Raw genomic sequence first — 14449 nt, forward strand, 5'->3', positions numbered from 1 at the left:
AAAGAGAGAAAGAACAAAATAAGATCAACGACTACGGGGCTGATGAGCCGCCCACGTTTCAGCATCGCGAGCCATTGGACTCCTGTATGAGTGTGGAAGCGTTATCATTGCTGAATATGCTTTCCCACGAAAATGCCTGATAGCATGTACTAAACCGTTGTAGTCTGGAGAACAATTTACATTATCAATTTGACCAAAAGGATCACCCAAGAGAACAACTTTACATCCTTCTGCCAAACGCTGAATGAGTGTTTTTGCCTCGTAAGGTGTAAGGTTTTGTGCTTCATCAAGGATCATATACGCATCATGAAAAGACCTACCTCGCGCATGTGCCGTATGAACTAACTCAACAGGTGAAGTATGAGCAGGAAGATATCCCCCATCAATAAGTCTGCGCTGATCTCTTTTAGTTGGATCTGGTTCTGCAAACATCTCTCCAAAAGGAATTGATCGTAGATTAGATAATCTATGAGCATCCGAATAAGGCTTGAGATGAGGTCCAAGTTTATCCATTAAAGTTCCAGGTAAAAAACCAACATCACGCGATGCTCCACCCATTAAATCAATGGACTTAATTAAGATAGAACGATCATAGAAAGGTTCACGTCCTGCTTGCCTCTTTCCTCTGCCTTCTGCTTTTCCTCCTTGGAATTTCATGATTTGATCCATTGCTGCAACGTAACTTAACACAGTTTTTCCACAGCCAGCACCACCACATAAGAACACTAAAGAGATATCAGGATCAAGTAAAGCATATTGAAATGCCAAAAATTGTTCATGATCTTTAGGATTTATTCCTAAAACCCCATGTTGATTTCGACCAGCAGCAGTAATAGTATGATCTTTATCAGCCTTACCATCAAGAAGAACAACCCGTTGATTTTTGTAATCTATTACTTCCCTACCCCTCCTAACAAGATCACCAGTAATACGAGCATAAGTCCCATTTGAAAAGTGAATAAACTGATTATGAAATAAAACATCTTGACCAAGCATTTCTCTTGCTTCATTGATACCAACTACTCGACCTTTAGTATATAATGCGGCTTCTAGATCACTATTACCCTCAACAACCCAACTATTAATTATTTCAGGAGTTGCAAAAAGACATCGCGGTTTCTCACCATGAAGACCTCTGTTTTCAAGACGCCAAAGTTCAGCTTCATTAGGAGTAAGAAAGCGGAGACGATTATTCTCATTAATATCAAATATTAACTCGCTTACTCTCCTATCTAATGATTCTAGGGATATTTCATCTTCCTCAAAACCAGAACCTAACGAAATGACATCTAAGCCTTCCGAAACAGAATAGACACGAACCCCTTCGCCTACTTGTTCTCCACCAATTTTTCGCAATTCAGTCAGAAATTTCAATGCATCCCGTGCTCCACCCAAGGGATTTTTTTGTGTAAGTTCTTCAATACGGTATGTAGAACCAAGGGTTATAACAATAGCATTTTTCCCACCAGATTCTTCTCCTAGATCTTGGAGCACTTGCCTCCCGCCAGCATCATAAACATCCGTAAGAGGAAGGAAAACGTGGCGATATCCTGAAAGTAAATTTTTATGTTTGGTCATTATTTTCCATCCCGCAATGTTCTTTCAACAAGCCGATAATCATGATTCAGAATATTTCGTGTTCCTTGGGGAACACGTTCATTTGTAACAGCATGATATAATCTCAATCCATCTTTGCACAAACGATCAGGTATTGATCTCGGTCTTAACAACAATGTTTCAAACTCTGGTCCATACAAAGAACCATTGGTATTAACACGATTTTGTGGACCTAGTTGGTAACGCAGTAATTCAGCTTCTATTTTTTGGTACAAATCACCACGAACAGTAACGATTGAACTTCCCCCATCAATCTGGGCAATCACCGCAGTTAAAACACCATACATAGCCCGTACTTCTTGAAACCGACGTTCATTAAGATCACCACTTGTGCTAGTAAATGTGAGTTGGCTATCTAAGATAGCAGTAAGAGCAACTTCGCCTAAATCGCGTTGATCATCGATTCTTTGAGCTAATTTCCCAAATAAAGAACGTAGAGAAATATCAACATCCGCAACCATAAAAAGAGTAGATCTCACCAGAGATTATAAACAATTCCCTACTCCAAACAATGTAATTAAGAACTACCATCTTTAAAAAATAGTATTAAAAACAAAGATAAATGGATTTGATTTCTAAGCTTAACATCACTCGTCCAACACTATCTACTTTTGATTTAAGCAGTTTGTCAATCGAAAATACCACAGAGAATGGAGAACTTAAAGGAAGAATAGCAGAATTTTTGTTAAAAGCTGGCTGGCAAGTTGCGAAGGAGTTACATTTGATCACAATTTTCCTCGAACAAAAGGGAAGTATTCAGTTCAAAGGCTCAGAAGCGGAATTCTAATTGTTAAACAGAATCAAGATTTCTATGAATATGATGAATTGATTTTTTATAAGAACCAACCATTCGGGGTAGAGGTAAAAGCACTAGATCTTAATGGAATTGAGGGTAAACTACAAAGAGGAATTGATTTAGGTAGAGAACTCTATGAACGGGATGACTTCCAAATTCTTCTTTTTTTTCCCGCATATATTAATAAAATACAAGATGCTCGACGAATTCAAGAGAGATTTCCACAAGTACACTGTATTGACTCTGGCTATAAGAAAAAACAACTTGAAAATGCTATGCGAAAATACGTCACTTCTTCTACTTCACCACAGCCTCAAGAGCTTTAATCCCCACTTCTATCTGTTTATCATCCGGCTCGCGAGTCGTCAATCGCTGCAGCCATAACCCAGGTGCAATTAAGACTCGCACAACTGGATTCGTGGAGCATTTACCGCTTAATTTAATCAACTCATACCCTACACCTGAAATAAGAGGCAATAAGAGAATTCGTCCAAATAACTCCACCCACCATGCTCCATTTATCAGTGTAAAAACTAAAATTGACAATAAAACCATAAAAAAGAGAAATGTTGTACCACAACGAGGATGAAATCGTGAATATGTACGGACATTTTTAACCGTGAGTTTCTTACCAGCTTCATAACACGCAATGGATTTATGTTCTGCTCCGTGATACGCAAAGAGCCGTTTCACATCATCCATAAACGAAATTGCAATTAAATATCCCAAAAAGAGAGCAACTCGAAAGACACCATCAAGTACATCGAATAATACCCCAGTTCCCCCTAATACCCGAGCGCCAAGAAAAGGAACAACGACAAAAACAACCACACTAATAGCCAAAGAAAATAAGATTGTAAGGATAACTTGAGTAGGACTTAATTGCTCTTTCTCTTCAGAAACTTGATTACTGCTCCACACCAAAGCGCGAATTCCATCATACATAAGATATCCTAACCCAACAACCCCACGCAGAAAAGGAACCTGTGACCACGAAGGCAAAACAGTATTTTTCTCCTTCTTGACTTTGATCTTGCCATTCGTCAAGCGCACAGCAATAGCAAAGCGTTCCTTATTACGCATCATCACGCCTTCAATTACCGCTTGACCACCCACATCCATACAGTTACAAGAGACCTGAAATTATTTAAAGGTTTGTTTCCATAAAAGGAATATGAATAAAGTGATTGTTATTAGCGGTATGCCAGGGGCTGGTAAATCAACTGTATCAAAAATAATCGCACAGGATTTTGGCTTTACCCTTTACGATGTAGATGACCATTTACCTCAATGGATGAAAGACAAAATGAAGAACGCAACACCTCTCACAGATGATGATAGGGAAATTTATCTTAAAGATGCAATAATTGCAGTAAACAAGCTACGTCTTCAAAAACCAGTCATTTTCACCTCGCCGCTTTATACAAACAAACATAGAAAAATGATTTATGAAGCATTTGACAAACCGCTTTTCATCTGGTTAGAAGTCCCCTTTCAGACACTTGAAGAAAGAGTAACAGCAAGATCACAGGACCATTTTGTCAATCCTCACATTCTCACAAAACTCTACAACCATAATGAACCGCTTACGTTGCCCCATATCACTATTGATGCTCGACAACCAATCAAAGTAGTAGTTGAAAGCATTAAAAAGAACATTACAAAAAGTATCACTCCAAAAGAAAACAAAGAGCACACTCTTCAGCGAAAGTAATATAAACCACTTTAAGTCAAAGCAAAATCATGCCTGATCCATATTATGTTGTTCGTCAATCTTCTATTCATAACAACGGTGTATACGCAGCAAGGCAAATACCACCGGGAATAAAGATCATCCAGTATGTCGGAGAAATTATCTCGCAAGAAGAAGGAATACGCCGAGAGCAGCAACATGAAGAAATGGCAAAACAAGACCCACACCGAGGAAGAGTCTATGTCATGGACCTTGAAGACGGAACCTATCTTGATGGAGACATTGGTAATAATCCAGCAAAATACATCAACCATTCCTGTGACCCTAACTGTGAAATTAGCTACGAAAACGGAGAAATCTGGATTTGTTCTAAACGAACCATCGAACCAGGGGAAGAACTCTTCTTTAACTATGGCTTTGGTCTTGATTGCTACGAAAAGCACCCCTGTCTTTGCGGAACATCACGCTGTGTAGGCTACATTCTTGATGAAGAACTCTGGCCACAGATAAAACAAAAAGAACAACAGACTTGTAAAATAGCACCAACAATAAAGTCAAAATAAGTTTTATAGTTGTCACAACATCTCGCACAAAACAGTAATTTTATTTCCCAAAGAAACTACCTAATCCTTTCTGCTCGCCTTTGCCAAGTAGCATGTCTTCACTATACCCCAAAACTGCAAAAATACTAGATACTGAAGGCAACACTTGATGATGGAGATAATAGTCAGAATCATACTCTCCTTCTTTTACATCCATCACAAGAGATGCGCGATCACCCACAGAACCTTGACCTTTCGTAATAACATATTCTAACATCATCCCTGCTTTAACAGACTCGCCCCGTTCAACCATCAAACGAGCCACCCGCACATGCGGCCCAATCGCAGTATAACCTGAAAGCTCGCGAGTAAGTTGAGTTGTAATCACTAACTCTTTGAGAGGAACTTTTCCCGCAGTAAGATCTTTAATGCTTTGTTTAACATATGCTAATGCCTCAGAAAGATTATCTTTCAAAACAAGTTCCAATACTTTTTGTTGTAACCTTTTAGCATAAACGGACCAATTACGTCGAACAAATTCAAACCCCGTTATCTTAAGTGTTCCATTCTCACGCAATAAAGCGTATTTTTTCTTTGCTCCTCGTTCACTTCCTTTCATACCCACAAAAATACCGCGAGGATAATATCCTTCAAAATCCAATTCCATCATCCCAGGAAGATCATCATTAATTTTTTTCATAAATGAAAACGCATCGTCAATCTTTTTATCTCCTAAAAGAAAGAAACAGGAATCAGTATCACCATACACCACTTTAAATCCATCCTGACCTGCTTTTTCAATCGTACGATGAATATAATATCGCGCATACGCTGTTGTAGATGCCGCGCACTCCAAACAATACCATCGTGCCCCATAAAAACCAAGATAACCATAAAACGAATTAGCCAAAATTTTATACGCATACGATCTCGCTTCCAAAAAAAATATCTCTTTACCTTGAGTTTTTGCTTTCTTGATCTCTTCTTTAATCGCACTACGATACAAAATCAAATCTTCAAGTACTTTAGGAATAAAACCTCGTTTGGACGAAAACCAGTATTCTTCTTTACCAGGCACGGGTGTCCTCGTCGTCCCATCTTGCGCTTTGAACGATTCTGGACCAAGATTATGGGATGTAATAATAGAAGGATACAGGGAACGAAAATCAAAAACAACTACATCTTTATAGAGTCCAGGAGTAGGTTCAAATACATATGCCCCCTCAATAGATTCATCCATCCGTTCCCCCAATTCTTCATCATCTGGTTTATTTGGCGCAAGAACATTAAACTCCATCGCGCGACGCAGAATATAACTCTCAACCAAGCGACTAAATTTCATTCGAATAACATCAAAAGGAGGAAGACCAACAATTTTAGTAAATTCTTCAATATCAAGGCGCAATTTAGCATACAAAGAATAAGTTAATTTGGTATCTTGAAGATTGTATTCTACAAACAAGGAGAGTTTATCTGAATTTTGATCCCACAGAGTAGATAATTCATCAAGATTAACATCGTGCTTTTTCTCACCAAGCAATTCCTGCGCAACAGCGTTCAAAGAATAAGAATCAGTCTTAAGATTCTTCCCAAAGATATATTTTACAAATTTAAGTAAATCTAGATGCAATATTCCGCGAACACTCACTTCACTATCACGCATTCCTGCTCCTCGGCGAAGTTGTAACCCAGATCTATCAACACCAAACGTAAATGGCACTTTATGTTGAGATGCTCGTTCCAGAAGATACGGAAAATCAAACCCATCAGTAAAATAACCTAACAAAACATCTGGAGAATAAGTGGCAATAACTTCATTAAATCGCATTAACAACTCTTTTTCATTTGCAACAATCTCCAAATAAGGCAACGAATGATTGATTTTTTTCCAAGAAATGACCTTTTCAAACTTCTCACCCGCAGCATCAACCCCATAGAACGCCACCATTAGAATAGGATTTTTCACAAAATCAATCTCTTTCTTATGCGCATACGTCTCAATATCAATCGCTAAAACTTGTAATGAAGGTACAATAAAAGAACCAGAAGTAATGTGAGACGTCTCAAAATGATGTATATTATGAGGTATGTTATAAAGTAAGTTATGAGGTAAGTTATTATCTTCCGCATTAATTTGACCCTCTATACTAATTGGATTTACTTCAGCTTCCCAAGCACTAAAAGGAACCAACCCAATATCCCGCAAAAAACGATGAACGAATAAAATATCCTTCTCGTAGGTAACAACCCCTTTTTTTTCCAGTTCTTTTGCAATAAGAGGAACTGCTTTAGGATAATTAGTATAAATTTTGTAGTAATTGCCTTTTCGTCCAAGAAACTCTTTTTCTACTACTTCAAAACGTGTGACACACGCACCACGATTATCAACATTTTCACTTAATTTCATCTTAACAAGATTTGTTTCAAAAGTCTCACGTCCCTCATGAGGAATCGTGGCGTAAAAATAGGGTTCATGAGCTATATGTATGCAGACTTTTCGATCTTTAACATCCTTCCCATAGATCAAAACCAAGACTCTATCTTCTTTTAGAACATACTCAAAATCATAGGCAACGAACTGTAATTTCATAGAGATATAGGCAGGACAACTTTTTATAAATTGTTTGGATAAAAAAGAGAATAACACCAAATCAGAAAAACACAGGAAACAGTAATCTGCCCATAGAAAGCAACCAAATTTAATTCCAAAAAACAACCAAGAAAGAAATATAGTAATAACATACCATTGTTAACAAAGTATTGATAAAACAGATAATTAATAGACTATTAGCAAACTATTAGACTCCTAAAAATAAATTTCTCAAAAATAAATGCCCCAACATATGTGTCTCTACCTTGTGGTCTCACAATTTTTATATATGAGAACAATATCCTAACACATAAAACGAAGGTATTAATTGAAGTTATTCGAAGTGAATTCATTGTATGGAACCTAAAAAATTTTTATTTGTCTCCAAAGACGCGCTAATTAGCGACACTGCATGGCAGATTTCTAAAGAAGGTAATGACGTTAAGTATTTTATTGAAAGCATCTCAGAACATGATATTGGTGATGGTTTTGTTGATAAGATTGACAATTGGGAAAAAGAAGTTGACTGGGCAGATGTTATCGTCTTTGATGATGTCTTAGGTCAAGGTGCAATCGCGCAAAAGTTACGAGAACAAGGGAAAAAAGTGATTGGTGGATCAGCATATACTGATAAATTAGAAGACGACCGATCATTCGGACAAGAAGAGCTCAAACGACATGGTATTGCTATTATCCCCTATGCTGAATTTACATCTTTTGATGAAGCAATAAATTATGTTAAGAATAATCCGGCGAAATACGTTATTAAACCCAGTGGCGAAGCGCAAAACAAGAAAGGTCTTCTTTTTGTAGGAGAAGAAGATGATGGCGCTGATGTTATTCGGGTTTTAGAATCATATAAGAAAACCCGCTCAAATTATATTACTGTTGTTCAACTGCAACGTCGAATTACCGGCGTTGAAGTCGCAGTTGGCGCGTTTTTTAATGGAAATGAATTTCTCTATCCGGTCAATATTAACTTTGAACACAAAAAACTCTTCCCAGGCAATCTTGGTCCATCGACTGGAGAAATGGGTACAAGCATGTTTTGGAGTATGCCTAATCGTTTATTTAGTTCAACTCTTAAAAAATTAGAAGAAACTCTTAGAAAAGAAGGATATAATGGATATATTGACCTCAACTGCATCGTTAATGGCAATGGGATTTACCCTCTTGAATTCACTGCTCGATTTGGCTACCCTACCATTTCCATCCAACAAGAAGGACTTAACATGCCGATAGGGGAATTCTTCTATCGAATGGCTAATGGAGAAAAATTTGAAATTAAAACCAAGAAAGGGTTTCAAGTTGGCATCAGAATTGTCGTACCACCATTTCCATTTTATGACGAAGAAACATTTGAATCACATTCCAAAGGAAGCACCATTGTATTCAAAAAACCAGATTATAACGGAGTTCATATTGAAGACGTTAAAATGATTAATGGCGAATGGGTCGTTACCGGTCGCACCGGAATTATTCTCATCGTATGTGGAGCAGGACAATCCATGCGAGAAGCGAAAAAGCAAGCCTATAACCGAATCCACAACATCCTTATCCCCCATATGTTTTATCGAACAGACATTAGTGATCGTTGGTATGAAGACAGTGATAAACTGCACAACTGGGGATATCTGCGTGAAGGATAAATACAATAAACCTAATAATATCATTACAGACAAATAACCAATAATAATCTAAATAAATACATGAAGGTTACATTTCTATGAATTTTGAGATTATTACCAATATTACAGAATGCGAAAAACTTTGGAACACATTCTCCCCCCATCAAAATCTGTGGGATGAATGGAACTATGTCTCTGCTCTTTACGATGAAGAAAATAATCAATTACACTTCATTGTTATAAAAGATAACGCAGATCCTAACCATAATGTAGGTCTTCTACCCCTTGTGTATAAAAAAGAAGAAAATCTCTATCGGCGCTTTGACGGTGAATATGGAGAAGATTATACGTTTTGGCTTGACCCCATAACGCTACTTAAAGTAATTGAATCTCTTCCTGCAGACATAAAACTCTTTGACATCAATGCTCAAGCTGCAACCCAAGCACTCGATACAGCCCCTGCGCTCAGCCAATATCTTAAAGAAGACGATTTTCATTATTTCATCGATCTGGAACAATACAACCATCAAATTGCCCAATACCTCCAAACATTTAGCAAAAAACACCGAAAGAATCTGCTGTATGATCTTCGTAAACTAGAAGAAATGCAATATGTTTTATCTTGGGAACCGTTTAACCCACACCATTACAAATTATTTACTGATCTTAACATTGCCCGTTTTCAGGAAGAATCTGATTTCACTAACCAACGCTTTGCAGATCTTTTTAAGAAATTTTTAAGTAACTTTGATCAAAAAAAACTCCTCCACACACTCGTAATTACACTTAATAACCAAGTCATCGCTATCGAATACGCCGCGCTTTACAAAGGAACGTACTATGTTCTTAATGGAGGGTATGACCCCAAAATAGAAAATATCGGCAAATTACTCATTTTCGAACACCTCAAACGAGCTATGAATCTTAAAGCAAATAGAATTGATTTTCTTGCAGGAGATAGCGGCTGGAAGAAACTTTGGAACTGCCAGTCAGAACCATATTATGCATTATATAGGAAACGAGCTTGACATCTTTCATGCCCTATCTAAATTAACAACCCCTCCTGACCAAGAATCCTGCTTAAGTCCAAAGTCTTGTCTAAATCCACACAAAGGCAAGAGTTAAAAAGGGAAACCATAAAGAAGAGCAAAATGAGCAACACAAATTCAGTTCATCCTCATCAGGATCAAACTCAAGAATACAACCTTGACAAAGTCAAAGCATTTTACAAAAAACACGTTCAAAAATATCCCGAGGGCGATATCCGAACCATGGGCTGGCACGACCAAGATGAATATGCCATCCGCTTCAAAGTTATGACAGCCATTGCTGATCTCAACAATACTACTATTCTTGATGTAGGCTGCGGCATTGGGGGGTTATACGGCTACTTAATCTCACAAGGCATCCATACTCAATTTACCGGCGTTGACATTTTACCTGAAATGATCGAACATGCAAAAAGACGATTTCCCGTAGCAACAACGACCGCTGCATTCAAAGTATGCAATATTCTCAAAGAAGAATTGCCCCAATACGATTATGTATTTTGCATTGGCGCGCTCAACATTAGCTCTGAAGGTTTTGACATGTTCTTCCGTTCTATGATTAAAAAAATGATTCAACTTGCAAAGAAAGGTGTAGGACTTAATTTCTTATGCAATAAAGAAAAACTCTCAGCAGGACCATATCACTTTGAAAATCCACAAACACTTAAAGAAGAATTAGAAGCTGAGTATAATGTGCGTATTGAAATGGATGTTGAAAAATCATTAGATGGAGAATGCTGTTTATTTATTTACAAAAAAGAGTAAAACACTATAAAATGGATTTATGAGTAAACCATGAAACCAGAAGAATCAACTTTGATTGTTCGTAAAACGACCTATGGCGCAGGAGATGGTATTTTTGCGCAAGCGCAGTTTAATCCATATCAAGAGTTATTTGTTTTTGCAGAAAATATACAACCATGGAAAAAAGCAACTCATCGGTCAATTCATCTAGCAAAAGATAGATGGTTAACTCCAAGCAAAGAAGAATGGGGATGGTATCTAAATCATTCTTGTACCCCTAATGCCGCATTTAAACTTCCTAACAAGATTATTGCGCTTAACCAGATTCAAAAAAATGAAGAAATAACGATTGATTATTCTACCGTTGTGCATACACCTAAATGGGACATGGAATGCCTTTGCAACAGCAAAGATTGTCGAAAAGTGATTAGAAGTTTTCCCAGCATGCCACCTGAATTTCAAGAAAAATATAAAGAATTCAATTCTTGGGAAAACTAAATCCAGTGGTTTTGTTGAAAAGTTCGGTAGCGGCATGAGGGTCGAGCTTTTTATTTCTAACATTAAAGACGACATGGGGGACGCCCCCTACGGGGAATGTCATTTTCACGAGAAAAAACATCCCAGTGCTCGACAGCCGCTACCTACCCGAAGGGTAAGTTTTCAACAAAACTAAATCCAATCAAAAATAAGTACAAAATACCTTGAAAATTTATGGTATCCGTCTCAACGACTTAATCAGATAATTAGTTTCTTTCTCCTTTTTCTTTTCAGAATGACCATGTTTAGAATTTTTTTCACCAGTTTCATTTTCTAAAAAATCATCTACCTCTCGAACCGTTCTCTCACTGTTTACCACAGGTTTCTGTTTTAATCCCTCTTTAATAAACGCAGCCGCATCTTTTGAAATTTGGGTAAATAACCGATCCATTTCATCTTCAGGCAAAGGCTTGCCTTCCCACTGCAATGCCACACCATCCTTCTCTAACCTCGGTACTATTTCAATACCAAAATGAGGAACTTTTTGATCTGCGCCAAGACCATTTTGAATCAGAACATTTGTCCCTTGACTTCCCAATCCTTCAAAAACCGCCGTACTCACTTTAGTCGATGCAATCATACATTTGCTTAACAGATCATGCGACATCATTTCCAAAATAGTACAATGAACACGAGGAAACGCAACTAAATGACCAGGAGTTATCGCAAGATCTTTGATTGCGACAATAATCTCCTCATCTTCAAAGAGAATCTCCGCCCTGCTCGTTCGTTCGATAATATCACAATAATCACATTTCAATTATGTTCACCTTTTTTTATCGCCCATTCGTTAAACTTATTGAATTACTCATTCATCAAATTATTATTTGAATAAATTAGCAATATCATCTAATGACACATTATTTTTATCACTCGTTGAAGTTGGTATTACTTGTTCTTCATCTTCTTCATCAGTATCCTCTTCTTCTGATTCAACAATTTTTTCTTTTTTTGTATTCTTTTTTGATCCAACTCTTTTTACAACTTCTTTTACAACCTCTTTCTTTGGTTTTGAAGAAGTATTATGAGATTTAGAAGTGCTCTTTTTACCCAACGCTTCCGCAACTTCATCATGTTCACTATCATGACCACGAGATTCTACTGTACTTAACCCTGGGTCACGGCTAAACACCCGTTCATGTGATTCTATTTCAACAGGATGATGTTTTTCTTGAGCAATATTGCCAGAATGGACAGTACCAGAATGAGTGCCAAAAGCATTAGTAATACTTGGCTCGAGCGCAGTACGAATTTTCATAATCATATCTTTTTCCAGCAGCTTTTCGTGAACAACAAACAACCCATCCTGTTCTTTTCGTGGAATGATATGAATCAAAAAGTGCGCAGATCGCTGACCTGCTGCAAGACCATTGGCAACGAAAATATTTGTACCTGTAGATCGTAATGTTCGCAATAGTACTTGTGAAAGCAGTTTTGCTAGAACAATAAAATGTGACAAATCTGCCTCTTTAACTTGGGGCATAATCGCATAATGCTCTTTTGGGACTAACAACAAATGCCCTTTAGCCGCGGGATTAATATCTAAAATGACAATAGTACGATCATCCTCATACACTCTTTTTGCAGGAATTTTGCCAGAAATCATCTGACAGAAAATGCACTGTTGTTTTTGCAACGCCGCCAGCTGTTCCGGACTCATTGATTTTATTTTTTCCTCAAGTTCCTTGCGTTGTTCTGGGGTTAATTGAGAAGCATCCATCAAATAGGTGGAGTCGAATCTGCTTTATAAACATTATGAGTGTAGAAAATAAGAGCAGTAGAGCATAGAGAATACCAAAAGCAAGAGAACACAAAAACAGAAAATAAGAGAGAAAAAAGAAAAAGAGAAATAAGAAAACTCAAAGAATCAACACACGATCTATGGACAGCCTGGACCAGTGACAAGATCTCCCGTAGGTGATCCTGCTTCACGATTTACACCTGGAGGACATACTAAATTTCCAGCAGTAATATTTCCAGCATAAATCCCACCAGTCATGTTACTACATACAGGCCCACCACATGTACCACAACTAGGGTTAGTCGACTGAGTAGTACAAGTATACACTCGACCGTTCCCACTGTCTCGATTACAATCAGTAGTATATACCCAAGGTCGGTCGCAGGTTGTCCCGTAGCTTCTTGAAAGAACTGTTCCATTACAAGAAGGTGCAGCTACTTCTCTAAAATTGTTATAGTCAGTTCTACAACAGTTCACACCGTCTGCATTACAACCTAAACCATCCCTACAAACATCTAAATTCTGTCTTAGCTGGTTACTATTCCAAGCACAAGAATAAACAGTATTTTGACCATCAACACACGTGTTTCTAAACACTCCTTGTTCCGTTTCAGCTCCTGTATTTGCAGGAAGCCAACGACAAAATGGAGCTACTACAACAGGTGCAACTACACACACACCATTCTGTGCAACAAACCCTGCATTACAAGTATATTCACATTTCCTACCTACTGTACAAGCAGAAATATTTGCTACAACTACGGCATCTCGAGCAGAATTCACGCCTAATCTAGTATTATCAGGAATGCATTCGGTCGCATTTCTACCCTGGGCACAAGCAGTTGCATTATACAAACATGGCGTTGCATTCACAGGAACATTACTACACGACAAAAGTCCCTGTTGAATTCCAGCACCAGGTACTTGACATTCCATACGTCGATTTACTCTATTTAACAATAATTGACGACCTTCTGCGCAAACATACTCACATTTGGTAGCATCAGTACAAGCGCCAACTAAAACTCTGTTAGTATTACGAGCAAGACCAGCATCATCACCAGCACATAAAACAGAATTTGCAGCCACATTGCCTTGGCATACAGCAGGAATACATTGACCAGCAGAACAAACTAAACCAGCATCACACGATTTTGTTGCTTTTTGATACGACTTGCCATCAGCATTACAGGTATAATTTACCAGTTTTCCCCCTGCGCAAGCATTCTGATATCCTCTCATGGTTTTGCCGTCTTTCTCAACAACAGCAATACCCGTTGGATTTTCTGCATTTGGAGCAGGATTACAACTAGCAACAACATAACGTAGAGTTATAGGGGCTCCACTTCCTGCAAGCGACACTGCTTGACCAGCAAAAGCCCCTTCTTCAGTTGAAGCCGTTCTACCCGAAAAGAAAAACGCTGCAACTGCAACCAAAAGACAAATGCCAAGAACTGCAAAAAGCGTCTTGTGTTTGTTATTATCAACCTTTTTAGAATGTTTAACCATAAG

Annotated in this window: 15 protein-coding genes; 8 read left to right on the forward strand and 7 right to left on the reverse strand. The window is 37.9% G+C overall.

What is annotated here, in order from left to right:
• Window positions 1-24: 24 nt before the first annotated feature.
• Both HYV86_04115 and HYV86_04120 read right to left on the reverse strand, forming a co-directional pair.
• On the reverse strand, window positions 25-1578 hold the full coding sequence (locus HYV86_04115) for a PhoH family protein (protein MBI2573016.1): 1554 nt from the start codon (window positions 1576-1578) through the stop codon (window positions 25-27).
• Window positions 1578-2078: a hypothetical protein gene (locus tag HYV86_04120; GenBank protein ID MBI2573017.1), complete on the reverse strand. Its 501-nt coding sequence runs from the start codon at window positions 2076-2078 to the stop codon at window positions 1578-1580. The genes HYV86_04115 and HYV86_04120 overlap by 1 nt, the downstream gene beginning before the upstream one ends.
• 101 nt (window positions 2079-2179) lie before the next feature.
• Between HYV86_04120 and HYV86_04125 the strand changes: the two genes are divergently transcribed.
• Together HYV86_04125 and HYV86_04130 are read left to right on the forward strand one after the other, a co-directional pair.
• The gene (locus HYV86_04125; GenBank protein ID MBI2573018.1) at window positions 2180-2404 is read left to right on the forward strand and encodes a hypothetical protein; all 225 of its coding nucleotides are present in this window, start codon (window positions 2180-2182) and stop codon (window positions 2402-2404) included.
• Window positions 2405-2442: 38 nt separating this feature from the next.
• The gene (locus HYV86_04130; GenBank protein MBI2573019.1) at window positions 2443-2739 is read left to right on the forward strand and encodes a hypothetical protein; all 297 of its coding nucleotides are present in this window, start codon (window positions 2443-2445) and stop codon (window positions 2737-2739) included.
• Here HYV86_04130 and HYV86_04135 read toward each other — a convergent pair.
• Window positions 2711-3535, reverse strand: a complete 825-nt coding sequence (locus HYV86_04135; GenBank protein ID MBI2573020.1) for a DUF1385 domain-containing protein — start codon at window positions 3533-3535, stop codon at window positions 2711-2713. The genes HYV86_04130 and HYV86_04135 overlap by 29 nt on opposite strands.
• 52 nt (window positions 3536-3587) lie before the next feature.
• On the opposite strand from HYV86_04135, the gene HYV86_04140 reads away from it, so the two are divergent.
• Entirely contained in the window at window positions 3588-4127 is a 540-nt protein-coding gene (locus HYV86_04140) for an AAA family ATPase (GenBank protein MBI2573021.1), read from the forward strand.
• A 29-nt stretch (window positions 4128-4156) separates the two neighbouring features.
• Window positions 4157-4669, forward strand: coding sequence for an SET domain-containing protein-lysine N-methyltransferase (locus HYV86_04145; protein ID MBI2573022.1), 513 nt, complete (start codon window positions 4157-4159; stop codon window positions 4667-4669).
• 40 nt (window positions 4670-4709) lie between these two features.
• Here HYV86_04145 and HYV86_04150 read toward each other — a convergent pair whose 3' ends face one another.
• The gene (locus HYV86_04150; GenBank protein ID MBI2573023.1) at window positions 4710-7238 is read right to left on the reverse strand and encodes a ribonuclease H-like domain-containing protein; all 2529 of its coding nucleotides are present in this window, start codon (window positions 7236-7238) and stop codon (window positions 4710-4712) included.
• A 356-nt stretch (window positions 7239-7594) separates the two neighbouring features.
• On the opposite strand from HYV86_04150, the gene HYV86_04155 reads away from it, so the two are divergent.
• From HYV86_04155 to HYV86_04170, 4 genes are all read left to right on the forward strand, one after another.
• A complete protein-coding gene (locus HYV86_04155; GenBank protein ID MBI2573024.1) occupies window positions 7595-8887 on the forward strand; it encodes a phosphoribosylamine--glycine ligase in 1293 nt (430 codons plus the stop codon).
• A 77-nt stretch (window positions 8888-8964) separates the two neighbouring features.
• A complete protein-coding gene (locus tag HYV86_04160; protein ID MBI2573025.1) occupies window positions 8965-9894 on the forward strand; it encodes a GNAT family N-acetyltransferase in 930 nt (309 codons plus the stop codon).
• A gap of 123 nt (window positions 9895-10017) precedes the next feature.
• Window positions 10018-10680: a class I SAM-dependent methyltransferase gene (locus tag HYV86_04165; GenBank protein ID MBI2573026.1), complete on the forward strand. Its 663-nt coding sequence runs from the start codon at window positions 10018-10020 to the stop codon at window positions 10678-10680.
• Window positions 10681-10710: 30 nt separating this feature from the next.
• A complete protein-coding gene (locus HYV86_04170) occupies window positions 10711-11157 on the forward strand; it encodes an SET domain-containing protein-lysine N-methyltransferase (protein ID MBI2573027.1) in 447 nt (148 codons plus the stop codon).
• Between the two features lie 211 nt (window positions 11158-11368).
• Here HYV86_04170 and HYV86_04175 read toward each other — a convergent pair whose 3' ends face one another.
• The 3 genes from HYV86_04175 to HYV86_04185 form a co-directional block, all read right to left on the reverse strand.
• Window positions 11369-11956 (reverse strand): HIT family protein, encoded by a 588-nt coding sequence (locus HYV86_04175; GenBank protein ID MBI2573028.1) that lies wholly within the window; start codon window positions 11954-11956, stop codon window positions 11369-11371.
• A 63-nt stretch (window positions 11957-12019) separates the two neighbouring features.
• Complete coding sequence (locus HYV86_04180) at window positions 12020-12916, reverse strand: HIT family protein (GenBank protein MBI2573029.1); 897 nt, start codon at window positions 12914-12916, stop codon at window positions 12020-12022.
• Between the two features lie 159 nt (window positions 12917-13075).
• Window positions 13076-14446: a hypothetical protein gene (locus HYV86_04185; GenBank protein MBI2573030.1), complete on the reverse strand. Its 1371-nt coding sequence runs from the start codon at window positions 14444-14446 to the stop codon at window positions 13076-13078.
• Window positions 14447-14449: the final 3 nt, after the last annotated feature.

Source organism: Candidatus Woesearchaeota archaeon, assembly GCA_016188115.1.
Lineage (GTDB): Archaea > Nanobdellota > Nanobdellia > Woesearchaeales > GW2011-AR9 > JACPIK01.